Source organism: Virgibacillus necropolis (genome assembly GCF_002224365.1).
Classification (GTDB): Bacteria; Bacillota; Bacilli; order Bacillales; family Amphibacillaceae; genus Virgibacillus_F; species Virgibacillus_F necropolis.
In genome coordinates this window covers 3,365,956-3,392,595 of the sequence record NZ_CP022437.1, presented here as the reverse complement: position 1 = coordinate 3,392,595, position 26,640 = coordinate 3,365,956, and the positions used below count along the sequence as shown (strand labels likewise).

Sequence of the window (26,640 nt, the reverse complement as noted above, 5' to 3'; positions counted from 1 at the left end):
TAAGAGATGGAAGGCATGTAATGAGAGTCAATCAAAAAGAGTTTTATAGTCATAAATTACGTTATATGGTAAGGTCTGCGATAGAAAAAGATGCGAAAAACTTGTCTGAAGTAAGATTGGAAATAGATGGTGAAACAGAAAATTTAGATAGAGAAAAGGGCGAGGATTATATAGATGAATCAGGTTTTAGACAGATAATTGAAGATGATACAAAAAATGATAGTAATCTATTCTTAGTTGCTGAAGTTGATGAAAGAATTGTAGGTTTCTCAAGGTGTGAAGGGAACAAATTGAAAAGAACTTCGCATAAGGTAGAATTTGGAGTCTGTGTATTAAAAGAGTTTTGGGGATATGGCATAGGGAAAAGTCTTCTGAAAGAATCTATTCATTGGGCAGACTCAAATGAAATTAAAAAAATAACTTTAAATGTTCTCGAAACCAATGATAAGGCTATAGCGCTTTATAAAAAATATGGCTTTGAAGCGGAAGGTATTTTAAAAAAAGACAAACTTTTATCTGACGGAAATTACCATAATACCGTATTGATGGGAAGGTTTAATGGATGAGAATTAGAGAATAATCCAACTTTAAAATTTATGTTTAAATGGTGCGGACGTTTGTTTTTACTGTTATCATAAATTCAATCTGAAGATTCCAGAGGAGAATATAAAGTATCTATCCTAGATTAGTACTATTGTCTAGTAGAATCAATGAGTATGCTTTACAATAAAAGAAATCTCTTTTGGAGGTGTTTAAAAGATGGATACGAAGTCAAAATTGGATCAAGTTGAAAATGTCTATAATCAACGACTGCGAGGCGGGTTCTTTATATCCACGACTGATGGTAAGCGGACTCATTTCCATAATGGATGTTGGGTGACGCAATGTTCACATGAGCCACCGCAAATGCTCGTTTGTTTTCCCAAGGAAATGGAGGGAGCAGCGATTGTTAAACGTGGACGAAAATTTGCACTTAGCATGACTGCTGAGGATCAAGAGCCCTTAATGGATCGTTTTTTTGCAGGGGATCAGAATATTGCTGCTATGGGCGAAGAGGAATTTATCTATAAAGAAACTGGATGTCCAATCTTAAAAAACGCACAAGCTTATTTTGATTGTGAAGTCTCACAAATTTTAGATAACCGCGATTTCCTAATTGTTATCGGTAATGTCTTATCTGCTGAAATTCTTCATCCAGAAAAACAAAGTCTTACCGTTAATCATCTGATGGAGCGTGAAGGCGGTGTACCAGAGGATGCAATCGTTCCATTAGTTGGGTTTGACCGTAAGTAAAATAGAGGGTTCAGTTATTAGGTTGAACTTGTTATATAGTCTAACCAGCGCAAGTTTTAAAAAGAGGATCGTCATGTGGCGATCTTTTTTTAAAATCTCCAACTATTTTCCAACTCGCTTCACTCCCCTTAATTTAGCAACAACAAACAGAACCAATGGAATGAAAAGGCTGTAAATTAATGCTGTATTAAAAAGAATTGATCCGTATGATTCTACCTCGATTATGTCTTGCGGAAACATGCTTATGCTATATACAATCGGAGCTAGCAGGAAGATGATTTTGACCTTTTTTGTATGCTTAAAAATAGAGTTAAGTGACATTACAGCGATATCTAATGCCATTGAAGTTGTATTAAAGATGGCCATAATCCAGACAACAAAAAAGACAGACTCAAATCGTTCAAAAAATCCACCTGGTATTACTACGTTCTTAGCTAACTCAATAGTTGGATAAAGTAGATTAGATGTTACCGCGTGGCCAAATACCCCAATACACGTAATAAAAAGCAGCAAATACAAAACAATGGGTATAGACATTCCAATTGCAGCCATCTTAGGAGTTTTCTTAGGATTTTCCACTAGTCCAACATAAAATAAAACAATGACAAATCCTACATAACTTAACGTTCCCGTCTGGAGCCCCTTTAGATATCCCGGTATGTCTGTTTCAAACATGGGTAACAATTGATTTGCATCAAAGCCCCCTATATTAAATACAAAAACAACTAGAGTAATAAAAAGAATAATAGGTAAGAACATCATGTTTAATCGAAATAACCCTACTCTAGAGCCTGAAACAGCGTACACAACAATAAGTAAAAAACTAAGTGCAATCACCTCGACAGGCGTTTGATCAAACAAATATTGCTTTGAAATATCAGCAATTTTACGAACCTCAAATGCGGTAACATTTATAAAAATTACAGCAAATAATAACGAGATAACGACTGCCACCGGCTTTGAAAGAATGGTTGATGAGTATGTGAAAAGGGATTGATTTGGAAATCCAATGACGAACTTAGCCAACAACCACATAATGATTACTGAAATTATTCCACCAGCGAGTAGAGCTATCCACCCATCTGAAGAGGTAGTTGCAACCGCCAGGCCCCTTGGTAATGAAAGTATTCCTACACCAATCACATAGGAGGGTACAGCAATCATAATTTCTCTATCACTAATTTTTTCATCACCATATTCAAAACTTTTCATTATGTTGTATCTCCTTTAGTTGGTTACAAATAGCTTGGTAGCCAAGGTAGGGGAATCTCTTTTGTATTTTTAGATTCCTGTGATTGCACGGTTAGTTTCCTTCCTTCTTTTGTCCATAGTCTTGCTTTTTTATACAAAGCAGGGTAGGTTGAACTACTGCGAATCTCCTTTAGAAGCTTTCTATGTCTGGTTTTGTCCAAATACGAGTATTCTTATTAAGCTACTTCAATTAAAACTGAAATCGGCTATTATGGGGTTTTACTAAAAGTGTAAACAAAGTTGTTTATAGTTTAACAAAGTCAGATTATCACAATTCAAACTTCAACATTACAAAGGAGTAATTGGCATGACAGAGACAAAAGCGACTTCAATCAAAACGCTTTTGATAGAAACTGAATAACAGGCTGTTTACCACTTCATACCTTCTAGATGATCAAAGCTAAAAACTCATATTTTTTGTATCGAAAATGTTATAATTCGATATAGCAAAGTGTTTAGCCCTTATTAAATATATCTATCAAAGCACACGTTTTCTAAAGCAAGTAGGATGGTCAGAAGAAGCGTCTGGTTTAATTGCATACGATTTGTTACAGGTTTTGAATAGGTGGGAATAAATCCAGTAATAACTTACTTTTATAAAGTAATTAGCAGTTTAAATATTTTTTTCGATCTGGTCAGACAGGGTCTGACCAAGGTTTCGGAAACTTTTTACGGTAAGCAAGTTAACCTACAAAATTGCTTGTTATGTGAACGCTAAGACCTTACTAAAAAATAACCCAATATAAATAAGGGGAGGAGACTAGGTAATGAGGCTTAATTTTGTAAAGGTTAGCCCTTCAAAAAATATGACAGTTTTTATAACTAACTATGTTGAACCCATTCATTATGCAGAAATTGCTAATACTATTATGGACTATGAATATCTTAATGCGGAACAGGTTGGCTTCATAGTTGCACCAGAAAACAAAAAATCTGTACTTAGATTAGAAATGGCCGGAGGAGAATTTTGCGGAAATGCAATTTTAAGCGCTGCTGCTTACTGCTCCTATAAAGGTTTAAGCAAAAATAATAGATTCTTATTAGAAACTTCTGGTTCCGAGTCGCCACTTGCTTGTGTTGTAGAAGTTAAATCTCCTTCTCATTTTGAAGCTAAAGCAGAAATGCTACATCCAATCTCTACCAATGAAATTGTTATTAGTCTTAATGGTCGTAGCATTTCAGGGAGTGTTGTGCAACTAGAAGGTATAACTCATTTCTTAACGGATTTTTGGCCAAGCAAGAATGATTTTAATCTTCTTATTGAGGCGGTTACTAAAAAAATTGAAGATAAAGCTATTGGGATAATCCCCTATAGAAGACTAATGGAAAAAGAATATGAAATATGGCCTTTTGTTTACGTGAAAGAAACGGGAAGTAGATTTTTCGAACAAGCTTGTGGGTCTGGCTCTCTAGCTTTGGGTGTTTATTTGTCAAAGAAAAATAAGGAGTACAAATTAAAAATCCATCAGCCAGGCGGGATAATAAACGTAGAAACAGGCGTCAAAAATTATATTTCAACAGATGTTCGTTTTACTTGTGAAGGATTTGTCAATCTCGATTTATAGTTTTGACTCTACTTCTCACAGTGTAACCGTCAAATAATCCCATCTGATCAGATGGGATTATTTGACGGTTATTGCAGAGAATTTCTATTTTCCATCACTTCAGCTAATGCCTTAGAATTTAAATCTTTTTCCTCATATAGTTTATTAATGATGTTTTGATAGTCCTCTTCATTTCGATTTTGGCTTAATTTATAAGCAGCTTGAACTTCTTGTATTTTAATTTTAAATCCAACAATACCTTTGATTTGTTTTTTAGTTTGCGAAGAAAGATTCTCCCATAAAGCTGGATTCTTACGATGTTGCTCATATTTTTGTAATAGTAGTTTAAGGTCTTCTTGCAATTCTTGTTCACTCATTATACTAGCTGTTCCATATATATGGACAGATTGATAATTCCATGTTGGTACATTTTCAGACTTATACCAAGAAGATGAAATATAAGCGTTGGGACCTTGATACATTACAAGGACGTTTTCATTATCACCCTCGAATGTTTCCACCTGAGGATTTGCATAAGCAAAATGTCCTGTTATATAGTAATCATCTCCTTGTTTATGTAACTCTAAAGGCAAATGAGTGGCAATAGGCTTTCCTTGTTTTGTCGTTACAATTGTTCCAAAAGGGTTATGCTGAATAAATTCTCTGATTTCATCAAAGTCTGTGACTTTATAATGTTTAGGAATATACATAAAAATCCACCTTTCAAAAGATTATTTAAGTGTTTTCATCATGATGAAGTCTATTTGTTCTTCATCACCCATATAAAAAGAGTGGGCTCCAGTATGAACAAAACCTACTTTCTTATAGAAAGCAATAGCATTTTCATTCTTTTCCCATACGCCTAGCCAAATTTCCTTTTTATTATTCTTCATTGCAATTTCCATAGTTTTATCAAGCAGATACTTACCAAGACCATGCCTTTGGAATTTGTTCTTTATATAAATCCTTTCAAGTTCAAGAGCTTCATCCCCCTTTTTTTCAGACTGGGCATCGTCGGTATTGACCTTTAAATATCCAGCAACTTCATCGTTGTAGTAAACAAAAAAGAATTGGGAAGAAATATTGGATAATTCTTTTTTTAATTGTTTTAAGTTAAATGCCCGTTCCAGATAGGTTTTCATATTTTCGGGTGAATTCTGGTCCTTAAATGTCTCATCAAATGTTTCATAACAAATTTCTTGAAGTATGCGTAAGTCCTTAATGGTGCATTTTTTTATATTTATAGTCATTCTATATATCGCTCCTTTATATAATCAATAATTTCTTTCGTTTCCCTTTTTTACAAATTCCCAGTCTTTTTCTATATTTTTTCTTACTCTTTGAAGAAGATTGAAAAGGGTTTCTGCTTCTCTTTCGGAGAGTCCCTCTAACGCAATGGAGTTGGAATAATCATTTTCTCTTTTTATAAAAGGATAAACATTTTTCCCTTTCTCTGTTGGAAAGAGTTTTTTTATTTTTTTGTTATGTTTATCTCCATTCTTTTCAATAAAGCCATTAATTTCAAGTTTTTTTATGGCGCGTGCAGCTGTTGTTCGATCTACTTTTATCATCTCAGCCAATTTTTCTTGAATGATTCCTGGGTTTTCACAAATTCGCACAATGTACAAATACTGCCCTTTTGTAAGGTCATACTCTTTAAATTCTATATTACTTATAGAATCTAATGCCCTAGCTATCATTCCAATTTCACGAAGAATCTCCATGTTAATTAACTCCTCAATACGTTTTTTGTTGCAAATGCGATAAAATTATGTATATTAAATATAGCTCAATTTCGTTGCATTTACAACAAAAATGACAGTTGGACTTGATTTGATTATCTTAAAAATATTGCCTAATTTTATGATCTATTCAAAATAGCAATAAAATAGCATACCTACATTATTTTTAGGAATACTTTAATTGGAGGTGAGTAGCATGTCAAAAAGAAAAGCTAATCCATCAACGATTGGTTTGGGGTCATCAGAAACTGAAGGGCAAGGAACGACAACTAAGGAAACTGGAAGAAAAAAGGCTGATTCTTCAAGAAAGAAACAAAAGCGTTCTTAATAAAAATGAACAAAACAGGTGGAAAAAACTCCACCTGTTTTTCTTTGATATAAAGCCTTTTTTCAGCTTTTTAAAGGTTCACGAAGTAATACGTAATACCCCATCCTCGAAACTTTGAGAGCTGTTAAAACTACCAACAGGAAAAATGAATGTCCATGGCATGCTGGTTTGCTTCTCTACTGTTATAGGTGAAGGGAAGGTGTGCTCAGCGAAAATGGTGCCGCTAACCACATATGTCATTATTTGATCAAGGAAGGTGAAATTCCGTTGACTGGTATTATGAATAAGAACAGCAACTAATAGTTCTCCGCGATGATTTTTAGCTTGCCAAAGTGAAGTAAACTGAATGTTGATGCCAGGATCTAAAATTGTTTTCTGAAATAATTGCTTAATCCGTTCCCGGTCCTGATCAGCAATTGTTTTATCCCATTTGGATTCAAACGTAAGTTTTTGCAACAACTGACACCTCTTTCTAATCATTATTGTAAAGGAGTTTTTCTATTAATAGAAGTGATCTTTTTTCGATATTAGTGTTTGTTAAAGAAATCAAACAATCCAATACATGAGAGAGGAACGTATATAATTAAGCCTCACTTACTTTAGGTTATTCCTAAAACACGAACATTTAACAATTAATTAAAAATAATATTCGTTTTTTGTTGATTATCTAGTGTGAATTTGGTATATTATCAAAGTAATAATCTTAAATATTGTTACTCGTATATACTCGGTAATATGGTCTGAGTGTCTCTACCTAGTTCCCACCTGAAAGAACTGGACTACGAGTTAAAGTATTCGGCTGTTTGGTAATATTTAGCTGTCGTTTTATGATTTAGCATTAGCTTCATTTTTTGCTGAGTTATCTATACTTTAACTTTCGTAGGTCTGGAAGGTAGAATCATTCTACATTTTCTAGACCTTTTTTATTTGATCAAAACTACGAGTATATCAAACAACAAGGAGGAAACGGAATGAAAGCAATATTTTATAAAACACAAAGAAAAAGATTGTTAAATTACGCTTCATTAGCACTTATTACTGTACTGTTATTATCGCTAGTTGTAGGATGTAGTTCTTCTTCACAATCTGAAACTGTAAAAGAAAGTTCTCAAAGGCCTATTATAGTTCAAGGTCCGATGCCAATAGAAGCTGAGGATTTTGCACAAAGGTTAGAAAATGTTAAAAAAGAAAAATCAGGAACTTTTGAATTTTATATAGGTACTGTAGACAATTATCCTGTAATAGTAACTAAAACAGGTAAGGGAATGGAAAATACAGCAGCTGCTACGGCCGTGGCCATTGAAAGATATGACCCCATAGCAATAATTAATCAAGGAACTTCGGGTGGGCATGATCCTGATTTACACGTATTTGATATTGTTTTAGGAAAAAGAGCTGTAAACATAGGCTCATTAAAAACGGCGAATAAGGATGAAAACGAAGGAATTGATCCAACTGAATGGAAACCGATGGACTTAATGGCTTCTGAAGGAAGTGCAGGAGAAGATCCTAATGCTGAAAAAATCCGTTACTACGAGGGAGATAAGGATTTACTCGCAGCTGCCAATGCAGTGAAAGATAAATATACGAAGGGCAAGGTTGTTGAGGGTACTATAGGTTCTGCAGATGTATGGAATAATGAAGTTGATAGGATTAAATGGTTCCATAATAAGTATGGTACCTCTGTAGAAGAAATGGAAACTGCCTCAGCAGCACAAATTACCAAAGCTTATGATGTACCATTCTTGGGAATTAGAATACTATCTAATAATAAAGTGAATGGTGGAGAATATAACCCAAATACAGCAGCAGCAAATCAAAAATATGTTTACGAAGTAGTTAGAAAATATATATCTACGTTGCCAAGCGAATAATATATAGTAATATCAAATTAATTTAATTCCATCCATAACCTTTTTCAAAATTAAACTGCCATGATGCATGATCATGGCAGTAATAGTGTTTATTCATTATTTTGTTCAGCAACAACAGTAAATCGTTCGTTTATATGTTGCGGATTTTCGATTTCGTCTAAAACGGCAATAGCATAGTCTGCATAACTGATGTAGCTTTCGCCTTTTGAATTCATAAGCAGGTTGTCCTTTCCTGCTTGATAAGAACTTGTTTTTGGTCCTTCAGGATCAAAAATAGCTGAGGGACTAATGAAGGTCCAAGTTAGACCTTGTGACTCCTGTAATTCTTGAAGATTTCGTGCTTGGCCTTTTGCTGTTGGTTTAAATTCATCAGGGAAATCCGGTGTATCAATAACCTGAGTGTCTTCATTAACATAAAGGCTCCCTGCTCCTCCGACTACAATTACTCTTGTGTTCGTACCTTTTAAAGCTTCAATTAACGCATGTCCAGCTGTAACGTGAGGTTCTTCCTCCCCAAGGGGCGCACCGAAGGCATTAATGACTATTTCATAAGGCTTGATATCCTCTGATGAAAGTTCATAAATATCCTTCCCTACAACTTCCACATGCTGATTTGTGATTTTGGAGGCATTTCTAACGATAGCTGTTACGGTATGCCCCCGTTTGACAGCTTCTTTTAAAATGAAATTTCCTGCTTTACCACTTGCTCCAATAATCCCAATTCTCATTTTTTGTTCCTCCAATAAAGTATTTGTAACTATAAAAGTTACATTTGGGTGGTGAAAAAATCTCTTTTAAGCAAAGAGATCATCTAATATGTCTTGAAGTGTTTGGTTGGATAATTCCTTTTCAATAGCATCCTGAACTTTATCGAACGTTGTATTCAAAGTAGATTGTATGTTAGCTCCTACTTCACAGTCAGGGTTTGGGTTCTGATGTATGGAAAAAACGGATTCCTCTTTTCCATAGATGGCTTTATGAATATCCAATAAAGAAGTTTCAGAAGGGGATCTTGTTAATTTCACCCCAGGAATTCCCGGCTGAGAAGTTAAAAGACCAGCTTTTTTGAGCTTACTAGTAAGCCGTCGTATAACTACTGAATTCGTATGAACACTACCAGCTATAAACTCGGACGTTACCCGTTCGCGAGCATTTAAGGCAGCTAAGGAAAGAATATGAATGGATACAGCCAAACGGTTATTTTTCACGTGTTTTTCACCACCATTGTAACAATTATAGTTACAATTAAAATGAATGTCAACTGGATTTGTTTAGGCTTATGGAACATATATGCAGTGACCTTTAAATTAAAGTTTTCTATTGCTTCTAATGGAAGAGGGGCTGGATCGATCAACGACAAAATTTTAACTTGACATAAATTTGTTACTAATATATAGTTACTTACGTAAAGTAACTTTTGCGTAACGATAGTTATCTGGTTATTGTTTTTTGTTAGGAGCAAATAAATCATTAAAAAGGAGTGTCATGTAAATGATAAGTAAAGACGAAATAGGTGTCATTATTTTAAGGGTATTTTTAGGTTTAACGTTTTTCCTACATGGTCTAGATAAGTTTCAGGGAGGCATTGGGAATACTGTCGGTTTTTTTGAAAGCCTAGGGATTCCAGGTTTTGTAGCTTATGTAGTAGCACTCATAGAGTTAATCGGTGGTATTGCGATGATATTAGGTATTGGAACAAAGGTTATTTCTATTTTATTTGCACTAATTATGGTTGGAGCAATTATTAAGGCAAAGTTTGCTGCTGGATTTTTAGGCGGATACGAAATTGACTTAGCTTTATTGGTAATTTCAATTTTTCTTGCTGTTTCAAATAGAAACCTTTTTTCATTAGATAACGTATTATCTTCCTCGAAACAGGGTTAATTTATTTTTATTACAAGGGGGTAACAAACGTGGAACAGAAATTTTTTCAGGAACCGAATGCGTTCGTAAAGGCTGTTCATTTAAAAGTTGAAAATTTAGTACGTTCTTTGGAATTTTATAAAGAAGTAATCGGCTTTCAAATACTAGATAAAACAGAAAAGAAAGCTGTACTATCTGCTAATGGTAAAACAGCCTTGTTATCAATTGAACAACCTGAAAATGCAAAACCGAAGCAAGCTAATACATCGGGATTATATCATTATGCACTGTTATTACCTAATCGATTAGAGTTAGCGAAAATATTAAAGCACTTTATTCAGCTTAATGTTCGGTTAGGATCATCTGACCATCTTGTAAGTGAGGCTCTTTATTTGAATGATCCCGACGGAAATGGAATCGAAATTTATACTGACCGACCATCTTCCACATGGGCCTGGGAAAACGATGAGGTGGCAATGGCCGTAGATCCATTAGACGCCAAGGGTATTCTTTCCGAACTTGATGATGAGAGTTGGGACGGGCTTCCGGCAGAAACAGTTGTGGGACATATTCATTTGCATGTATCAGAATTGCAAAAAACGGAAGAGTTCTATGGCAAGGGGCTTGGTTTTAATATTGTAAACCGATTCGGCCAGCAAGCACTTTTTATGTCTACTGGCAATTACCATCACCATATAGGTTTAAATACCTGGGCTGGAGTGGGTGCACCTCCGACCTCAGAAGAAAGTGTTGGATTGAAATTGTTCTCTCTTGTATATCCGAGTGAACAAGCAAGAAAAAAAGTAGTAGATCAGTTACAACATTTAGGTTATGAAGTACAAAAAAAGGAAGACGTTTTCGTTACGAAAGACCCTTCTGAGAATTGTATTGAACTATCGGTTTAATAGGCAATTATGGTACAATGTTGGCCCAAACTGTCAACGGGTGAAAGTAGTTTGCGTCCATATTGAACTTGAACACGTTAATAGATGGAAAGAGCGAATAACGCTTGGTTTAAAACCAAGCGTTATTTGTGTCGAAGGTATTAAATTTGTTATGTAAATCTAACTATGTAAAAGCAAGGGAAGGGCCTGGTGGTAGTTTCAAACCATTGTATATCTTTTGCCCTCGAAAATCTAGTAGAAGTCAACCAAATTGACATCCGATAACGGGTTTTGTATAGTAAGTGGCGAAGGGTATGATTGGAGTGAATCGTTTGACTTCTAATTCTGAATTACAAAATTTAGACCTTATAGATTTATTAAGCGAGCGTCACACTTTGGTCCGAAGAATTTCAGAGAAAGCATGGAACGATCAAAGTGAGATTTATATTTCAAATTCTGAATGGTATATCATGGCCAGGATTTATAAAAAGCGACCAACCATTTCGTATGTCACAAAAAATGTAGATATCTCTCGCCAGGCGATACATAAGTTTATCAAGAATCTTGCTGCAAAAGGGTTGGTAAAAATCCAAAATGTAGAAAACAACAAGAAAGAGAAGTGTATCCAGTTAACAGCTTTAGGAGAAGAATGCTACGAAAAAAATGCAGCTCTTAAAGCCCAGCTTGAGAATGAAATTGCAGAAAAAATAGGTGTAAAACAAGTAAATATTCTTAAAGATATATTAAAGTTAGATTGGAGAATATAAACTTTAATCGGCTGCATTAATTCATCAGTATAATGAAGGTCATTTAGGCAGCTTTTTTAGGCTGTTTTAACCTTCAACGGCTCTATGAAGGTCATTTCGACTGTGCCTTTAGGCTGTAGTAATCTTCATCAGTACAATGAAGGTCATTTAGGCAGCTTTTTTAGGTTGTTGTAACCTTCATCGGCTCTATGAAGGTCATTTCGACTGCTCTTTTAGGTTGTATTATCTTCATCAGTATAATGAAGTTCTTTTAGGCAGCTTAAATAAGATACCCCTTTTTGTCATTTTAGATTGACAAAAGGGGGTTTTTTAATTGTTTGTTTCAAGCATATTTTTATTGATTAACCGTACTACCATTTCATTTATTTTATCATAAGTCGTGTTCAATGAAATAGCTAATTCTTTAAACAGTATATCTTGTGTAGTGTTCAGGAGTTTACGATCTTGTTCATAAAGTTTTCTTTCATTTAGTTCGGCTTCCGCTTTTTTCCGCATCAGCGTATTTACAACCTTCATGATTTCTTTACGGTTACCTGTATTTACAATGTCTGAATATAGATGGAGACGCATGTTAGCTTTGTCGTTCCATTCTATCCCCGGACCTTTAAAAGCTTCAAGTATTTCATTGGCTTCCTCTTTATGAATCAGTTCAAGCATGACTACTTTATCGTTATTAACGGGAGTACTTATAGTTAAGTGCTGATTATTCTCCATCGGGTGCAATACGTAATAAGTTTTTGTTACCCCTGAAACTGTCTTTTCGCAAATATCGTCAATTTTACAAATACCATGCGCGGAATAGATGATTAAATCTCCAATAGTAAACATTTGTTCCTCCCAATATATAGTTTCAACTAAGTTAATTATAATTTAATAAAAAATATTTGTCAACCTAGTTGACGTTATAAGAAAATTTTTGATATAGTTAGCTAGCTCGTTAGTATGTAGAGGTGTACTACGGAAATGGATAACCGCTGATAATCGAAATCACGACAAATCTTTTTCAGCAGAAGGGATACAATGGCGTAAATTAAACGACATCTTATAAGCATGTAATACCACTTTTCGCAGGTATTACCAAATTTATTGAAGGAGTTTTAATAATTGAATACACAAATCAAGACAGACCCGAAAACGAATACAAGAAATGAAACAGAATCGGTAGCGAAAACACAAATCAAAACAGGGCCAATAATGACTGCTCTTTTAGTGGCAGGGTTTGTGGGACTTTTTAGTGAAACAGCACTAAATATTGCCCTAGGAAATTTAAGTCAACTATTCAATGTCAATGCTACAACAGTACAATGGTTAGCAACAGGTTACTTTTTGACATTAGGTATTTTAGTACCAGTGACAGGTGTTTTGATGCAAAAGTTCACAACAAGACAAATGTTTATGACTTCCATATTCCTGTCCCTTATAGGTACGGTTGTAGCAGCAGTAGCACCTGTATTTAGTGTTTTATTGTTGGGACGTATTATCCAGGCAGCTGGATTAGCAATTAATTTACCCTTAACACAAAATGTTATTTTTACCATCTATCCTCCAAATAAACGAGGTGGAGCGATGGGGGTTATGGGATTAGTTATGTTAGCTGGTCCAGCACTAGGCCCTACACTCGCAGGACTTATATTAGATACATTATCATGGCAGTGGATTTTCTGGGTTACCATACCTTTCCTACTGTTTTCGCTAATTTTCGGGGTCATTTATTTACCGAATGTTAATGAAATACGTAAGGTTTCGATTGATAAATTGTCTGTAATACTTTCAACGATTGGTTTTGGTGGAATTGTTTATGGAGTAAGTTCAGCTGGAAGTGCTGGTTGGGCAAGCCCAATTGTTATTGGAACCATTATTATTGGATTTATAGCTCTAGCAATTTTTGCGATTCGTCAAACTAAAATGGAAAATCCAATGTTGAATCTAAAAGCATTTAATTACCCATTGTTTGTTCTTGGAGTCATTATGAGCTTTATAACGTTCTTTAATATGTTGTCAATGCTTGTAATTTTACCATTGTATATGCAAATGGCTTTATTAATTGCCGCTTTTACAACAGGACTCGTCCTTCTACCTGGTAGCTTACTTAACTGTATATTAGCTCCAATGATTGGTCGTTTATTTGACAAATATGGCCCAAAAGCGGTCATCACACCTGGAACTATTTTAGTAGCGATTAGCTATTTTATCTATGCACAATTTGGTGTAGACACAGCTTTATGGATGATTGTATTAAATCATGTTGTCATGATGTTAGGTGTAGGTGCGGTACTTGCTTCTGTACAAACAAACACGTTAAATTCTCTTCCGAAACAATACTATCCAGATGGAATTGCTTTAACGCAAACGATCCAACAGGTAGCTGGTGCTATTGGTATTGCGGTAATGGTATCGTTACTAGCTGCAAGACAAAATAGTTACTTAGCAACCGTTGCGAATGAACCAGCACAAGCAGCAGCAATGGGGTCTTCACTTGTATTTCAAATCGGTTTAGGATTAGCGGTAGTTAACGTTGTATTGTCTTTATTTATGAAAAAGCCGAATTTAAATGAATAAAATTTTAAAAGGAGACTGTCACAATGAATCATTATAAAAATATTGTAGTAGCAGTAGATGGTTCAAAAGAAGCTGAATACGCATTTCAAAAATCAATTGATGTGGCAAAACGTAACAAAGGCTCAATATTGAACATAGTGAACATAATCGATACTCATTTATTCGAAGCTTATGACGGTTCAAGTGTTGAGGGTGCAGAGCAGCAATCAACGGAACTTTTAAATGGCTATAAGGCAAAAGCTGAGGCTGAAGGAATTGAAAACGTAAAGCCAGTAATCGAATATGGTTCTCCAAAAAGCATCATCACTAAAGAGCTTTCTGACCTGGTCAACGCTGATTTAATTATCTGTGGTGCTACGGGAGTTAATGCGGTTCAGCGTTTCTTAATCGGTTCCGTATCTGAAGCAATTGTACGTTCAGCTAAATGCGATGTTTTAGTTGTCCGTACACCTGTTTTACATGCTGTTAAATGATAGGTAGGACGCAGGGACAGTGGTCCCTTTGTCCCGCCCAACATCAAGGAGCGTGTATGATTTTTATCATATACGCTCAATTTTTCTGGTTAAACCTAGAAAAAAGCTTTTAAATTATTTACTTCTGTGTAATAATAATGAAAATATATCTGTTAACCGCAATGATGAGGAAAGTAAATCAACCGCATTTTCTAAAAGAGAGCTTCGGTAGCTGAAAGGAAGCAGGAAATTGTTGATTGAAAATGGCCTTGGAGCTACAAAATCGACTTTCATTTGTAAATTAGATTTTGACGAGATTTGGCACTCGTTATAAATGTCAAAGTATAAGAGTGTTCATTCACTCCGTACTTACTGAGGCTAATAATGCAAGTTATTAGTAAATTAAGGTGGTAACACGAGATATACCTCGTCCTTAGACAATCATATGTCTAAGGGCGGGGTTTTTTAGTTTTTAAAATTAAGGGAGGCATAATCAATGAGTATTTTTATTGGTGGGGCATGGCCCTATGCAAATGGTTCTTTGCATTTAGGTCACATATCAAGTCTATTACCCGGGGACATACTAGCGAGGTATTTTCGTCTAAAAGGGGAAGATGTTTTTTATGTGTCAGGAAGTGATTGTAACGGCACACCTATAGCTATTAAGGCTAAGCAGGAAGGGGTATCGATCAAGAATATTGCTGATAAATACCATAATGAATTTGAGGAAAACTTTACTGAGTTAGGATTTACTTATGATTGTTATACCCGTACAGATACAAAATTGCATCACGAAGAGGTCCAATCTATTTTTCTTCAGTTGCTTGAAAATAATAAAATTTATAAGAAGGTAGTTGAGCAATGCTACTGCAATACCTGTGAACAGTTTTTACCAGACAGGTTTGTGGAAGGGGTTTGCCCACATTGTAATCAACATGCCAGAGGTGATCAATGTGATTATTGCTCCACTATCTTAGACCCATTGGAGCTTTTAGATAAAAAATGTAAAGTTTGTGGAGACGCACCAATTACAAAGGATACGGAACATTTTTATTTTGAATTAAGTGCTTTCCAAAACGAGCTTGAAATATATGTTTCCCAAGCAAGGAAAAGTAAATCGTGGCGAAATAATGCGATTCAATTATCTGAACGCTACCTAAAGGAAGGGCTGCATAATCGTGCAGTTTCAAGAGATCTTCCTAATGGGGTAAGTGTCCCAGTTGAAGGATATCGAAACAAAAAAATATATGTTTGGATTGAAGCAGTTTCAGGTTACTATTCGGCAAGTCGACAATGGGCTGATGAGAATAATGAGGATGATTCTTTGTTTTGGAATGACGAGACAACCTCTTATTATGTTCATGGAAAAGATAATATCCCATTCCATACGATTATCTGGCCATCCATACTTTTAGGTATTAACAAAGGATCTCTCCCTACTCACATTGCTTCTAACGAATATTTAACAATTGAACAAAAGAAGCTTTCGACAAGTCGAAATTGGGCTGTTTGGATTCCAGATATTTTAGAAAGGTACCATCCTGATTCTATTCGTTACTTTTTAACGATTAATGCTCCTGAAAGTAGGGATGCAGATTTTTCCTGGCGTGAATTTGTTTATAGTCATAATAGCGAATTGCTGGGGGCGTATGGCAATTTTGTCAATAGAACGTTAAAGTTTATCGAAAAGTCATTTGATGGTCAAACACTTGTTGGTACGATAGACGCAGAATTTAAAACTAGCGTTGTTGAACTTTATGAAAAAGTTGGCACATTAATTTCCAACACTCATTTTAAAGCAGCCTTAGAGGAAGTTTTCAAATTTGTGCGTCACTCTAATAAGTATTTTGATGAGCAAAAGCCTTGGGTTCAGATAAAGGAAAATCGCTCTTCGTGTGAAGAAACACTGGCAAATTGCGTTTACATCATCGCAAATCTCGCACAACTGTTTAGTCCTTTCCTTCCTTTTTCAAGTCAAGAAGTTAAAAGAATGTTAGGTTTAGGTGATCTGAAATGGGAGGAAATTGAGGTGAGCTCTATAGTGCTAACGGATGTAAGACCACTTTTCGAAAAGATTGATATAAATAGGATAGAAGAGGAACTAGAAAAACTAAACAGCGGAGTATCCTAGGCACAAGGCGATCGGGTATTTATGTTAAAATATAAGAAAATTGTAAGGCTGATTTTTAAAATTACAGGTGGGGTGTAGACCATTGAATTTATCCATCGTTAAGCCACATACCAAGCATACAGAAGCTATTGTGGCTATCTGTGCAGCGGGTTGGAGGCAAACAGTGGAAGGGAAATTAAGCGAAGAATATCAATTGAAAAATGTTGATTTCTGGTATAACTATGAACGGGTTTATAGTGACATAGAAGCTGGTTTTTATACTCATGTGGCACTAATAAACTCGGAGATTGTTGGAGTAATTGGAGGCGCAATAACTGGACCGTCTGTAGGGGAGATATTTGTACTTTATGTAGATGAAGCGCATCGGTATAATGGGATAGGAAGACTCCTTCTTGAAGCAATTACCGGGCAGCAGAAGGATAGTGGCGCAAGTGAGCAATGGGTATCTGTGCAGGAAGGAAACAAGCATGGCATCCCTTTTTACGAAGCGAGAGTTTTTTTGTATCGGGAAAAAAAGATTACATCTACTGACACTGGAGAGAAGCAGGTCTCATTAAGGTACTCAAGAAGAATAAACTAGCTATAAGGGGGATCGAAAGGAATAAAGTTTTCTTCGATAAGAATTTATCTTACGTAAAAGCTTTTTTTACGACTCCCCAAAAAACATAATCAGCAAGAATGATTAACTAGATACTTCTCTGAAAGAAATTTCAATTATTTGCTCTGTGTCGGTCGCAAATTTAACATCTATATATACACCAAATTCACTATCTTTTCCTTTTAACCATAATTTGAATTTTTCTGTTGTAAGATTTGTACCTTCCTCTTTTCCAACATGCAGATAATCAACTATATCGGCGTCAGGATACTTTTCCTTCGTTTTTTGCATGACGATTCGTCCCCACTTTGCATAAGACGGGACTTCCTCATTGGCATGTATAACCTGATTCTCAGATAGCTCCTCAGATAGTTCCAATGAAACAAACGATGTAAAAGTAATTGCAGTGCAGTAGAATAACGTAATCAACAGTTTCATGATATACCCCCTTTTTAGTTAGGGTTTGTTATTTTTTTAAATTCATTCATCTTGGTCGTCAATGGGATGAGTAGAAAATTAGCGATATCTTATGCGGATTCACTGTCAATTGAATAAGAAGTATTATTTACTTTTTAAAATTAGTGGTAATAAGGAAGAGGTGTTAGGAATGATTAATCGTGCAATGAATGTTGTTGTCACAAAATATGATGAAAACTGGGTTAAGTTATTCGATGAGGAGGCTGCAAAAATTCGCGAAGTTCTTTCTGATGAAATCGTGGATATTCATCATATAGGTAGTACGGCTGTTCCGGGTTTACAAGCTAAGCCAATCATTGACATCATGCCCACTGTTAAAGATATTGAAAGGCTTGATACGTATAATACAAAGATGGCTGAAATCGGATATGAGCCTCTTGGAGAAAATGGGATTCCAGGACGCAGGTATTTCCGAAAAGGTGGAGAAAACAGAACACATCAGATACATACTTTTCAATCGGATAATGACTCTGAAATTGAACGTCATATAGCTGTTCGTGATTATTTGAGATCACATAAGAAAGATTTATTAGAATATGGAAAGTTGAAGGAACAACTTGCTAGTGAGTTTCCTAAAGACATTGAAGGATACTGTGATGGGAAAGACGATTTTGTTAAAAAACTGGAACGGAAAGCGGTTGAATGGAGACAGGGAAATAGAGGGTAATCTTTTGTTTTTAATAAGGGGAAATTTAATTTGGAAACAATTTTCATGGCAAATCCAAGTGAAGTAGATAATATTGTGGAAATCGACAGGGAAGTAATTGATAACAACAGCAGAAGAGAATACATTGAAGAAGCTATCAAGACTGGAAGATGTATAGTTGTGAATAATGAAATCTCTATTGTGGGATTTCTGATTTTTGATACTCACTTTTTTGGTAATAGCTTTATATCTTTGATAGTAGTATCAACGTCACAACGGCGAAAGGGTTATGCAGCAGCCCTAATTGATTATTTTGTAAACATGGCACCAACACCGAAAATATTTTCTTCAACGAATAAATCAAATAAGAATATGCAGAATGTGTTTACAGCAAATGGATTTGTACAAAGTGGAGTTATTGAAAATTTAGACGAAGGTGACCAGGAAATAATTTATTTTAAAACTAAATAAAGAAGGCGATGCGCTTGTTGTTTGAAAAAGAAGCTATAAGAGTTCGACATTTGCAGTCTGATGATAAGCAACTATTGGTTAAATGGCTCTCCACCCCATCAGTTCTTGAATATTATGAAGGAAGAGACAATCCTTTTGATCTGGAGAAGGTAAATAAGGATTTTTATAGTTTGGATAATGGTGTCAGTAAATTTCTTGTTTTATATGAAGGGATAAATATTGGCTATATACAGTATTACCAGGTGAATGACAAAACAAGTTCGATAAATGATTATAGTGAAGATGAAACCAACTTTGGTATTGACCAGTTTATTGGTGAAACAGAGTATTGGAATAAAGGTATTGGGACGTTACTTGTAAGCTCCATGGTGGAATATTTAGTCGAGCAGAAGCAGGCAGAGAGAGTAGTTATGGACCCTCAAGTAACGAATGTCAGGGCATTAAAATGTTATGAGAAATGTGGGTTTAAGAAGGTTAGAATCCTGCCTAAACGCGAATTTCATGAAGGGGAATTTCGGGATTGTTGGTTGATGGAGTATAAAGAGCCAAAAAAGATGAATATGGTATAATCTAAGGTATCTAAAAATTCACTCATGTAATTTGTAGGAAACTTTTTAAGGAGGCGGCCATTATGACAAATAAACTAACTAATGCAGGGAACAATTTTAAGGGGAAAGTTCAATGGCTTTATGTATAGAGCAAGCAAGGATATGATTCTTTTGCTTATCAATTTTAGAGAAGGTTATAATCACGAACTTATTGAAAAGTTACATGACCTGGTTGTAAAAGTAATCAATGTGAGCCGAACTATCTTTGTTGAATTTGAGTAGACCAAAACAAAAATACATGTTTGCCGCATACGATCGGGCGCTTTAGCTGAATAAAAGTTGTGCCAGAATCGGGCCAAATAACGGAAGAAAGAGAAGGAATGCTAAGGAATAAAATTGAATCCTTTTAATTGGTCACTTCTGTAAATGGGTAGAAAAATATTTTTCTTTGGAGGGATAATGATGGATAATATTTATGTTATTGCTCCTTTCGATTTGACAAAAGAGCAAATACATCTAATGGAAGAACAGATGATTGATCGACCTTATAAAGTGACTTTCATAGAAACTTTGTTCCCATATGAGAAAACATTACAAAAGATCCCTGCATCCGCAAGTGTTATTGTCTCTAGAGGTGGACTCGGTGAATATTTACATACTGAAGCCCAAATTCCCTACGTACATATACCAGTTACTCCGTATGATTTATTACGTGCAGTTGCTCAGGTATATGTGAAAGGGTACCGGAAAATAGTTGTTTTAATGTTCCACCAAATAATAAATGATGCAGAAGCATTTTCTTTAGATTTTAAGGATGCAACAGTACAAGTCCTAAGTTATAACCACTTAAAAGATTTAAATCAAGTGCTTCAGGATCTAATTAAAACGGAACAGGTTGATGTGATTATTGGAGACCGACGTGCAGTGTTATCTGCTGATCAATACAGTCTTGATACACGTCTTATAAAGTCTGGTCAAGAGGCTTTACAACTAGCATTGGAACAAGCGATTCGGACAATTGAATTGAAATATCAAGAACAAAGTAAAATCAAAGAACTTGAGTTGATTTTACACTCCATGCAACAAGCAGTTATTGTTGTTGATGGTAAGAACAAGATTAAAACGTATAATGAGAAGGCAAAAGCGATATTTCCGCGCTTGATTCAATCTAATGCATATCGCAAAGTGGTTTCGAACGAAACCCTCATTCATCATATCGATAATCAAGAAGATTATCGGAATATTCTAGTTGAAGTTGAAAGTCAAAAAGTACTGGCCACAACCTTAATAACGAGAACCAACGGACTGAATGCTGGTGCCATTCAAATGTTTGAAAAACTTGATGATATTCAACAATTAGAATTAAAAATTCGAAAAGAAGTGTTTAAAAAAGGTTTGATCGCTAAACATACGTTTTCAGACATTATAACCGTAAATGAAGAAATGAAAAGTTTAATACAAACGGCTGCGGTCTATGCACGTTCAGAAGGCACGGTTCTTATTTATGGTGAAACGGGCACGGGTAAGGAATTGTTTGCACAAAGTATCCATAATGCTAGCCACCGACAAAAGAATCCTTTTGTATCATTAAATTGTGGTTCATTAAGTGAATCTTTATTGGAAAGCGAATTGTTCGGTTATGAAGAAGGCTCATTCACTGGTGCAAAGCGCGGGGGACAAGCTGGACTTTTAGAGCTGGCACATGAGGGGACGCTGTTTTTGGATGAGATTAATGAGATGTCACGTGCCTTCCAAACAAAAATGCTTCGGGTTTTGCAAGAGCAAGAAGTTAGACGAGTCGGTGGCAAACGTAATATTCCAGTTGATGTAAGAATTATATGTGCTTCCAATGTACTAATCGAAAATCTCATTGAACAAGGGGAGTTTAAAGAAGACTTCTTTTATCGTATCTCCACTCTACCTCTTGATATATTGCCTTTACGAAATCGAAAAGACGATATTATACCTTTAGCCCTCCATTTTTTAAAGACCGAAATGGATAGGGAAAACCGGTATTTAACGTGGCAGGACACGTCACCCTTTTCACCGCTACTATTTTATCCATGGTTGGGGAATACACGAGAACTTCAGAATATCATTCGACGTATAGTCATTACATATCCACACAACGAAATTACAAAAGATGGGGTAGAACAATTTTTCAAAACATCCTTGAGAAAAAGAAAAAAGGAAATCCTCATTCCAGTGCTGGACTCCTATAAAGATATGGAGAAAGAATTGTGGAAGAAACTCTTTCACCAATTCACCGGCACCAAAGAAGAATTTTGTCAGAAATACAATATTAGTTCGACAACATTGTGGCGAAAAATTTCAAACGGGAAATAAACCATTTCATATTTGAAATGGTTTTTTATTTTCTTTAAAATGGCTTACCTTTTTCATCATCCATAATTTAACTTTTATAAATAAATGTTGAAAAGAAATTGGGATTTACTTTGCTTTTATGTTTCCTATTAGCACGCCAGTAGTAGTCACTCTTTGGGACAGGAAGAATAGTGATGTTATGGTATTAAATTAATTTCAAAAGAGTTGTTGCAATAGTTGGCACAGAATTTGCAATATAAATAAGTGAAAATAAATAAGGAGTGATTAATCAATGAAAATTGTTAGTATCAAAGAAAAAGCTGTACCAATTAGTAGTAATATCAGCAATGCATTCATCGATTTTAGTAAAATGAATGCTTCTATTGTTGCAGTAGAAACAGACGTGGTTCGTAATGGTAAACATGTAGTGGGATATGGATTCAATTCCAATGGTCGATATGCACCAAGCGGTTTATTGAAGGAACGATTCATCCCTCGTTTACTAGAAGCGTCTCCGGAAGAAATTGTAAATGATACAGGCACTAACTTATCACCAGAGAAGATACATCAAGTGTTGATGAATAACGAGAAACCCGGAGGTCACGGTGAAAGAACTGTCGCAGTGGGTACCCTAGATATGGCTGTATGGGATGCGGTTGCGAAAATAGAGGATGTCCCTCTTTACAAATTTCTTGCGGATCAGTATGGCGATGGGACTATCGATGAAAAAGTATTTGTATATGCGGCAGGCGGGTACTATCACCCAAACAAGGGGCTTCCTGAATTACAAGATGAGATGAAATCCTATTTGGATATGGGTTATTCAAAAGTGAAAATGAAAGTTGGAGGTGTCCCTCTCGAAGAAGACCTTAAACGAATTGAAGCTGTTATTGATGTTGTCGGATCCGGACAAAATTTAATGATCGATGTGAATGGGCGATTTAATTTGGAAGAAGCTATTCATTTTGGTGAGGCCATTAAAGATTATAATTTATTCTGGTATGAAGAAGTTGGTGATCCACTGGATTATCACTTACAAGCAGAATTATCAAAAGTCTATCCAAATGCTATCGCAACAGGGGAAAATCTTTTCTCTGTTCAGGATGCCACCAATTTAATTCGATATGCGGGCATGAATCCTAAAACAGACTTTTTACAATTTGACTGTGCGCTTAGTTACGGGCTCGTAGAATACATGAAGATTTTAAAGATGCTTGAAGAGAACGGTTGGTCTTCTAGAAATTGCATTCCGCATGGAGGTCATCAAATGTCACTAAATATTGCAGCGGGATTAAAATTATATGGAAATGAGTCCTACCCCGGTGTCTTTCAACCCTTTGGCGGCTTTGCGGATGGTTACGCTATAGATAATGGTTATGTAGGTCTTCCGGATGTTCCAGGTATTGGATTTGAAGCAAAAGAGGACTTATATCAACTTTTAAAAACATTGAATTTGGAGCAAAAAAAGGCTTATATCAACTAAAAACACTATAATTCAAATGAATAAGGTGAATTTTATTGAAATCTAAATGGGGTATATCTTCTAGATGTGCCTCTCTTCACCTTCTTATAAAAATTTAAATGAAATTTTCGGGTTCATGGATAGGTCAAAAAAGGAGATGGTAATTTGTTAAAAGTAAAGACACAAATGATTGTTCGTTATTTAGCCGATGATCAGTCACATTACGGATTACGTGAGGGTAACAATATCATACAATTATCAAGTGATTTTTCTGAAATTGCTAATGGAGATTTTAAGAAAGATGGTGTCGTACACCAATACAATAATGTGAAAATAGTGGAACCTGTTCGTCCATCAAAAATTGTAAATTTTGGCTGGACGTATGCTAAGCACGCCATGGAAACAGGTGGTAAAGCACATCTTAAAGAACCTTTTCTATTCTTAAAACCATTATCTGCGCTAATTGCAGACAGGGAAGAAATTGTCCTTCCGCATAATAACATGACATCACAAGTTGAGTTGGAAGGGGAAGTGGCGCTGATCATTGGCAAACGAGGAAAAAACATATTAGAAGAAGAAGCGATGAATTACGTTTTTGGGTGTACCATCTTTAATGATATTACAGCAAGAGACCTTACAAGGGATGACCCGCAATATACAAGGGGTAAAGGGTTCGATACATTCGGCCCTCTCGGCCCACATGTAGTAACTGGCCTTGATCCATCCAATTTGCAAATTACATCAAGGCTAAATAATAAAATTGTACAGGACAGCAATACAAGTGAAATGACGTTAAAAATTCCATATTTAATTAGTTGGTTATCACAAATTATGACATTAGAACCTGGGGATGTTATAGCAACGGGATCCCCTTCTGGCAGCTGCGCAATAAAATCTGGAGACACTGTCGAAGTCGAGGTAAGGGATGTTGGGAAACTACAAAATTATGTACGATGACCGTTTCTTATGTTGGATTTAGGGATCAGAACAATTTTAAATAGTTGGCATGAATGAAAGGTTTATTGCTGTTGTAAGCCAGGTAAAGTGCCAGAATACTTTCATCTATCACGAAAGGTAAGCGATTTCACATAAAAGTTAGGAGCCCAAAATGTTTTTTGTTAACGTATATAAAAAAATGTTTAATTAAATGTTGGATAATGGATTATTAACTCATTATATAAAAGGAGAGAATCATTATGGGCGAAAAAAAACCAGAGGTAAAAAAGAGTTTATTTAAAAAGATTATGGAAATGGATTTATTTACGAAAATCATGATTGGTTTTGCCTTGGGTATTATAGCAGGCCTCATACTCCAAGAAGAAGCGGCAATGTTTGCTTTCTTAGGTACTATTTTAGTGAATTTACTACAGATGATCGTTGCCCCTTTAGTTTTCTGTGTGATTGTAGGTGCTATCGCAAATATAGGTAAGGGGAATAAGGTTGGTCGAATTGGCTTAAAAACCGTTATGTGGTTCTTAGGAACAACGTTATTTGCAATACTTATAGGTTTATTCTTTGCTAATCTGCTGAATGTGGGAACAGGGGTAACTATTCCAACACCTGGTGATGCAGCGGAAGTAACCGAATCTGCTGAAGGATTTTCTATAATAGATACAATCGTGAATATTGTTCCAGTTAGTATTTTTGAAGCTTTAGCAGAAAACAATTTACTTGCAATTATCTTTTTTGCACTTTTGCTTGGTTTTTCAATCCTCGCATTGGGCGAAAGTGGAAAAAAAGTACGGGATTTTTTCAATACAGGGCAAAATTTGATGATGAGATTAACAGAAATCATTTTAAAATTTACTCCAATTGGAGTATTTGGTTTAATGGCAGATGTTGTGGGGAGTACTGGTTTAGATATACTTTTCCCTTATGCTAAAGCAATTATTGCACTTTTCCTGGCTTGTATTTTATTTTTAGTAATTGTACAAGCAGGAATTTTAGTAGGCGGAGTTGTAAAAATATCTCCAATAAGATTTTTACGAGAAATGAAAGATCCAATGGCTTTCGTTTTTGCAACCTGTTCTAGTGTTGCAACTCTACCTTTAACTTTAAAAGCCACTTTAAGATTAGGAGCAGATGAAGATACTACAAACTTTGTTGTGCCTTTAGGATCAGTTATAAATATGAACGGTACAGCCATTTATCAGGCGGTTTCTGTTATTTTTGTCGCTCAAATTTATGGTGTAGAACTTTCTATAGCAACTCAATTAATGGTAATGCTTACCGCGACATTAGCATCTATAGGTACTGCTGGTGTTCCCGGATCTGGATTGATTATGTCTGTAATTGTACTCGAGGCTGCAGGTTTACCATTGGCAGGTGTAGCATTATTAGCTGGTATCGATCGTATTATGAATATGGGTAGAGTTGTACCGAATATTGTTGGAGACGCTGTAACTGCTTTACTAGTTTCTAAATCTGAAGGTACTTTAAATGTTAATAATTTAGAAGAAAATAAAAAGGCAGGATGAACTCAAGTTGATGAAATGGGAGGATTCTAAAGTAAAGAAATTCCTTGGGGGTGTTCTGCTTTTGTTCGGTGGTGGTCTTGCCATTGCTGCAGGTTTCACTGCGACCGGTGTTTCGGGTTGGATTGGCGAGGAATTACAGGTACTTGAAGGCATGAACTTTATTATCATTGTCCTTGTATCTACCGCTGTTGTAATGTTCCTCACATAAATTACGTCGAACATGGCAACAGCTACAATGATTCTTCCGGTGGTAGCTTCATTTCTACCCATATGCGCTAATGGTACCGTGTGCTATGGCCGCAAACCTCGCATTTATGCTTCCAGTTGGAACACCGCCGAACGCTATTATGTTTGGAACAGTTAAAGTGAAAATCATTGAGATGGTTAAAAACGGATTTTGGCTAAACCTGATTGCGATTATACTGATTGTTTTAGCAGTCTATTTTATCTTTCCTGTCCTTTGGGGCACCAATTTGCAAGAAATCCTGGCTGGAATTCAATAATATCTGTATCTTAAACAAAGGGGTCTGGCTCTCTAAGGCTAAGATCCCTTTGTTTTTAGGTTCTATTATATAACAGAAGGATAGAGAATTACTGAACAGTTAATAAGTACTGCTACAGAATTAGGTTTATTCAATTAAAGGGACCAGATTGTGGAAGATCATAGATAGAAAACGATCAAACTTTTTAAAAAAATGTACTAATTCACAAGAGAAGAATCAATTTTGATCAATTTTTTCAAAACGGATTCTTTTTATTTGCCCTAAAATGGGTTTTGCGAGATACTTTTGATCAACTTTAGATAAAGCTATAAAAGAAGTAATCGAAAAGTACCTTACAGCCGTAAATCATCAAATGGGCTGCAGACTACGCTGAACATATACATCCGTATTTCGAAAAAAAGTATCCATCTATAATTATTCTTTTTTTGTAGAAGAATATACAGAG

At 35.5% G+C, this 26,640-nt stretch carries 30 protein-coding genes, 1 riboswitch and 1 other annotated feature; of the genes, 21 read left to right on the top strand and 9 right to left on the bottom strand.

Annotation, left to right across the window (positions count from 1 at the left end; all coding sequences use genetic code 11):
• Positions 1–20 precede the first annotated feature (20 nt).
• Both CFK40_RS16085 and CFK40_RS16080 read left to right on the top strand, forming a co-directional pair.
• On the top strand, positions 21–566 hold the full coding sequence (locus tag CFK40_RS16085) for a GNAT family N-acetyltransferase (RefSeq protein WP_089533426.1): 546 nt from the start codon (positions 21–23) through the stop codon (positions 564–566).
• 193 nt (positions 567–759) lie between these two features.
• A complete protein-coding gene (locus tag CFK40_RS16080; protein ID WP_089533425.1) occupies positions 760–1,293 on the top strand; it encodes a flavin reductase family protein in 534 nt (177 codons plus the stop codon).
• A gap of 102 nt (positions 1,294–1,395) precedes the next feature.
• Here CFK40_RS16080 and CFK40_RS16075 read toward each other — a convergent pair whose 3' ends face one another.
• Complete coding sequence (locus CFK40_RS16075) at positions 1,396–2,505, bottom strand: GerAB/ArcD/ProY family transporter (RefSeq protein WP_089533424.1); 1,110 nt, start codon at positions 2,503–2,505, stop codon at positions 1,396–1,398.
• A gap of 806 nt (positions 2,506–3,311) precedes the next feature.
• On the opposite strand from CFK40_RS16075, the gene CFK40_RS16070 reads away from it, so the two are divergent.
• Positions 3,312–4,109 carry a histidine racemase CntK family protein gene (locus tag CFK40_RS16070; RefSeq protein ID WP_089533423.1) on the top strand — a complete coding sequence of 266 codons (798 nt, stop codon included), beginning with the start codon at positions 3,312–3,314 and terminating at the stop codon, positions 4,107–4,109.
• Positions 4,110–4,177: 68 nt separating this feature from the next.
• Here the strand turns inward: CFK40_RS16070 and CFK40_RS16065 are convergent, their stop codons facing one another.
• The 3 genes from CFK40_RS16065 to CFK40_RS16055 are packed head-to-tail and all read right to left on the bottom strand — an operon-like array spanning position 4,178 to position 5,812.
• The gene (locus CFK40_RS16065; protein ID WP_089533422.1) at positions 4,178–4,798 is read right to left on the bottom strand and encodes an FMN-binding negative transcriptional regulator; all 621 of its coding nucleotides are present in this window, start codon (positions 4,796–4,798) and stop codon (positions 4,178–4,180) included.
• Between the two features lie 21 nt (positions 4,799–4,819).
• Positions 4,820–5,338: a spermidine/spermine N(1)-acetyltransferase gene (locus CFK40_RS16060; protein WP_089533421.1), complete on the bottom strand. Its 519-nt coding sequence runs from the start codon at positions 5,336–5,338 to the stop codon at positions 4,820–4,822.
• A gap of 24 nt (positions 5,339–5,362) precedes the next feature.
• Entirely contained in the window at positions 5,363–5,812 is a 450-nt protein-coding gene (locus tag CFK40_RS16055; protein WP_089533420.1) for a MarR family winged helix-turn-helix transcriptional regulator, read from the bottom strand.
• 214 nt (positions 5,813–6,026) lie between these two features.
• On the opposite strand from CFK40_RS16055, the gene CFK40_RS16050 reads away from it, so the two are divergent.
• A complete protein-coding gene (locus tag CFK40_RS16050) occupies positions 6,027–6,158 on the top strand; it encodes a YuzL family protein (RefSeq protein WP_089533419.1) in 132 nt (43 codons plus the stop codon).
• A 78-nt stretch (positions 6,159–6,236) separates the two neighbouring features.
• Here CFK40_RS16050 and CFK40_RS16045 read toward each other — a convergent pair whose 3' ends face one another.
• On the bottom strand, positions 6,237–6,614 hold the full coding sequence (locus tag CFK40_RS16045; protein ID WP_161493891.1) for an SLAP domain-containing protein: 378 nt from the start codon (positions 6,612–6,614) through the stop codon (positions 6,237–6,239).
• A gap of 241 nt (positions 6,615–6,855) precedes the next feature.
• Positions 6,856–6,960, top strand: a riboswitch (purine riboswitch).
• Positions 6,961–7,129: 169 nt separating this feature from the next.
• On the opposite strand from CFK40_RS16045, the gene CFK40_RS16040 reads away from it, so the two are divergent.
• Positions 7,130–8,032 (top strand): 5'-methylthioadenosine/S-adenosylhomocysteine nucleosidase, encoded by a 903-nt coding sequence (locus CFK40_RS16040; protein WP_089533417.1) that lies wholly within the window; start codon positions 7,130–7,132, stop codon positions 8,030–8,032.
• An 89-nt stretch (positions 8,033–8,121) separates the two neighbouring features.
• On the opposite strand, the gene CFK40_RS16035 is transcribed toward CFK40_RS16040, so the two are convergent.
• Together CFK40_RS16035 and CFK40_RS16030 are read right to left on the bottom strand one after the other, a co-directional pair.
• Positions 8,122–8,760 (bottom strand): NAD(P)-dependent oxidoreductase, encoded by a 639-nt coding sequence (locus tag CFK40_RS16035; RefSeq protein WP_089533416.1) that lies wholly within the window; start codon positions 8,758–8,760, stop codon positions 8,122–8,124.
• Between the two features lie 66 nt (positions 8,761–8,826).
• Positions 8,827–9,240: an Rrf2 family transcriptional regulator gene (locus CFK40_RS16030; protein WP_089533415.1), complete on the bottom strand. Its 414-nt coding sequence runs from the start codon at positions 9,238–9,240 to the stop codon at positions 8,827–8,829.
• A gap of 283 nt (positions 9,241–9,523) precedes the next feature.
• Here CFK40_RS16030 and CFK40_RS16025 point away from each other — a divergent pair, with 283 nt between their 5' ends.
• The 3 genes from CFK40_RS16025 to CFK40_RS16015 all read left to right on the top strand — a co-directional run bounded on the left by CFK40_RS16025 (position 9,524) and on the right by CFK40_RS16015 (position 11,546).
• Positions 9,524–9,916, top strand: a complete 393-nt coding sequence (locus tag CFK40_RS16025; RefSeq protein ID WP_089533414.1) for a DoxX family protein — start codon at positions 9,524–9,526, stop codon at positions 9,914–9,916.
• A gap of 29 nt (positions 9,917–9,945) precedes the next feature.
• Positions 9,946–10,800, top strand: coding sequence for a VOC family protein (locus CFK40_RS16020; protein WP_089533413.1), 855 nt, complete (start codon positions 9,946–9,948; stop codon positions 10,798–10,800).
• Between the two features lie 293 nt (positions 10,801–11,093).
• A complete protein-coding gene (locus tag CFK40_RS16015; RefSeq protein WP_089533412.1) occupies positions 11,094–11,546 on the top strand; it encodes a MarR family winged helix-turn-helix transcriptional regulator in 453 nt (150 codons plus the stop codon).
• A 309-nt stretch (positions 11,547–11,855) separates the two neighbouring features.
• On the opposite strand, the gene CFK40_RS16010 is transcribed toward CFK40_RS16015, so the two are convergent.
• Positions 11,856–12,374: a CarD family transcriptional regulator gene (locus CFK40_RS16010; protein ID WP_089533411.1), complete on the bottom strand. Its 519-nt coding sequence runs from the start codon at positions 12,372–12,374 to the stop codon at positions 11,856–11,858.
• Positions 12,375–12,740: 366 nt separating this feature from the next.
• Between CFK40_RS16010 and CFK40_RS16005 the strand changes: the two genes are divergently transcribed.
• The 4 genes from CFK40_RS16005 to CFK40_RS15990 all read left to right on the top strand — a co-directional run bounded on the left by CFK40_RS16005 (position 12,741) and on the right by CFK40_RS15990 (position 17,268).
• Positions 12,741–14,105 (top strand): DHA2 family efflux MFS transporter permease subunit, encoded by a 1,365-nt coding sequence (locus CFK40_RS16005; protein WP_089534420.1) that lies wholly within the window; start codon positions 12,741–12,743, stop codon positions 14,103–14,105.
• Between the two features lie 23 nt (positions 14,106–14,128).
• Positions 14,129–14,578: a universal stress protein gene (locus tag CFK40_RS16000; protein ID WP_089533410.1), complete on the top strand. Its 450-nt coding sequence runs from the start codon at positions 14,129–14,131 to the stop codon at positions 14,576–14,578.
• A 152-nt stretch (positions 14,579–14,730) separates the two neighbouring features.
• Positions 14,731–14,995, top strand: a binding site (T-box leader).
• A gap of 58 nt (positions 14,996–15,053) precedes the next feature.
• Entirely contained in the window at positions 15,054–16,688 is a 1,635-nt protein-coding gene (metG, locus tag CFK40_RS15995) for a methionine--tRNA ligase (RefSeq protein WP_089533409.1), read from the top strand.
• Between the two features lie 82 nt (positions 16,689–16,770).
• Complete coding sequence (locus CFK40_RS15990) at positions 16,771–17,268, top strand: GNAT family N-acetyltransferase (protein WP_089533408.1); 498 nt, start codon at positions 16,771–16,773, stop codon at positions 17,266–17,268.
• 102 nt (positions 17,269–17,370) lie between these two features.
• Here the strand turns inward: CFK40_RS15990 and CFK40_RS15985 are convergent, their stop codons facing one another.
• Positions 17,371–17,724, bottom strand: coding sequence for a DUF3889 domain-containing protein (locus CFK40_RS15985; protein WP_089533407.1), 354 nt, complete (start codon positions 17,722–17,724; stop codon positions 17,371–17,373).
• A gap of 169 nt (positions 17,725–17,893) precedes the next feature.
• On the opposite strand from CFK40_RS15985, the gene CFK40_RS15980 reads away from it, so the two are divergent.
• The 9 genes from CFK40_RS15980 (at position 17,894) to CFK40_RS21690 (ending at position 26,195) form a co-directional block, all read left to right on the top strand.
• Entirely contained in the window at positions 17,894–18,430 is a 537-nt protein-coding gene (locus CFK40_RS15980; RefSeq protein WP_227001800.1) for a GrpB family protein, read from the top strand.
• A 30-nt stretch (positions 18,431–18,460) separates the two neighbouring features.
• Positions 18,461–18,880: a GNAT family N-acetyltransferase gene (locus CFK40_RS15975; protein ID WP_089533406.1), complete on the top strand. Its 420-nt coding sequence runs from the start codon at positions 18,461–18,463 to the stop codon at positions 18,878–18,880.
• 8 nt (positions 18,881–18,888) lie between these two features.
• Complete coding sequence (locus tag CFK40_RS15970) at positions 18,889–19,449, top strand: GNAT family N-acetyltransferase (protein ID WP_089533405.1); 561 nt, start codon at positions 18,889–18,891, stop codon at positions 19,447–19,449.
• A gap of 438 nt (positions 19,450–19,887) precedes the next feature.
• Positions 19,888–21,774, top strand: coding sequence for a sigma 54-interacting transcriptional regulator (locus CFK40_RS15960; protein ID WP_161493890.1), 1,887 nt, complete (start codon positions 19,888–19,890; stop codon positions 21,772–21,774).
• A 271-nt stretch (positions 21,775–22,045) separates the two neighbouring features.
• Positions 22,046–23,236, top strand: a complete 1,191-nt coding sequence (locus tag CFK40_RS15955; protein ID WP_089533402.1) for a mandelate racemase/muconate lactonizing enzyme family protein — start codon at positions 22,046–22,048, stop codon at positions 23,234–23,236.
• Positions 23,237–23,380: 144 nt separating this feature from the next.
• The gene (locus CFK40_RS15950) at positions 23,381–24,172 is read left to right on the top strand and encodes a fumarylacetoacetate hydrolase family protein (protein ID WP_227001799.1); all 792 of its coding nucleotides are present in this window, start codon (positions 23,381–23,383) and stop codon (positions 24,170–24,172) included.
• 239 nt (positions 24,173–24,411) lie between these two features.
• The gene (locus CFK40_RS15945) at positions 24,412–25,692 is read left to right on the top strand and encodes a dicarboxylate/amino acid:cation symporter (protein WP_193433335.1); all 1,281 of its coding nucleotides are present in this window, start codon (positions 24,412–24,414) and stop codon (positions 25,690–25,692) included.
• A gap of 7 nt (positions 25,693–25,699) precedes the next feature.
• Positions 25,700–25,900 (top strand): hypothetical protein, encoded by a 201-nt coding sequence (locus tag CFK40_RS21695; RefSeq protein ID WP_405196557.1) that lies wholly within the window; start codon positions 25,700–25,702, stop codon positions 25,898–25,900.
• 85 nt (positions 25,901–25,985) lie between these two features.
• Positions 25,986–26,195 (top strand): anion permease, encoded by a 210-nt coding sequence (locus CFK40_RS21690; RefSeq protein WP_319418002.1) that lies wholly within the window; start codon positions 25,986–25,988, stop codon positions 26,193–26,195.
• Positions 26,196–26,640 lie beyond the last annotated feature (445 nt).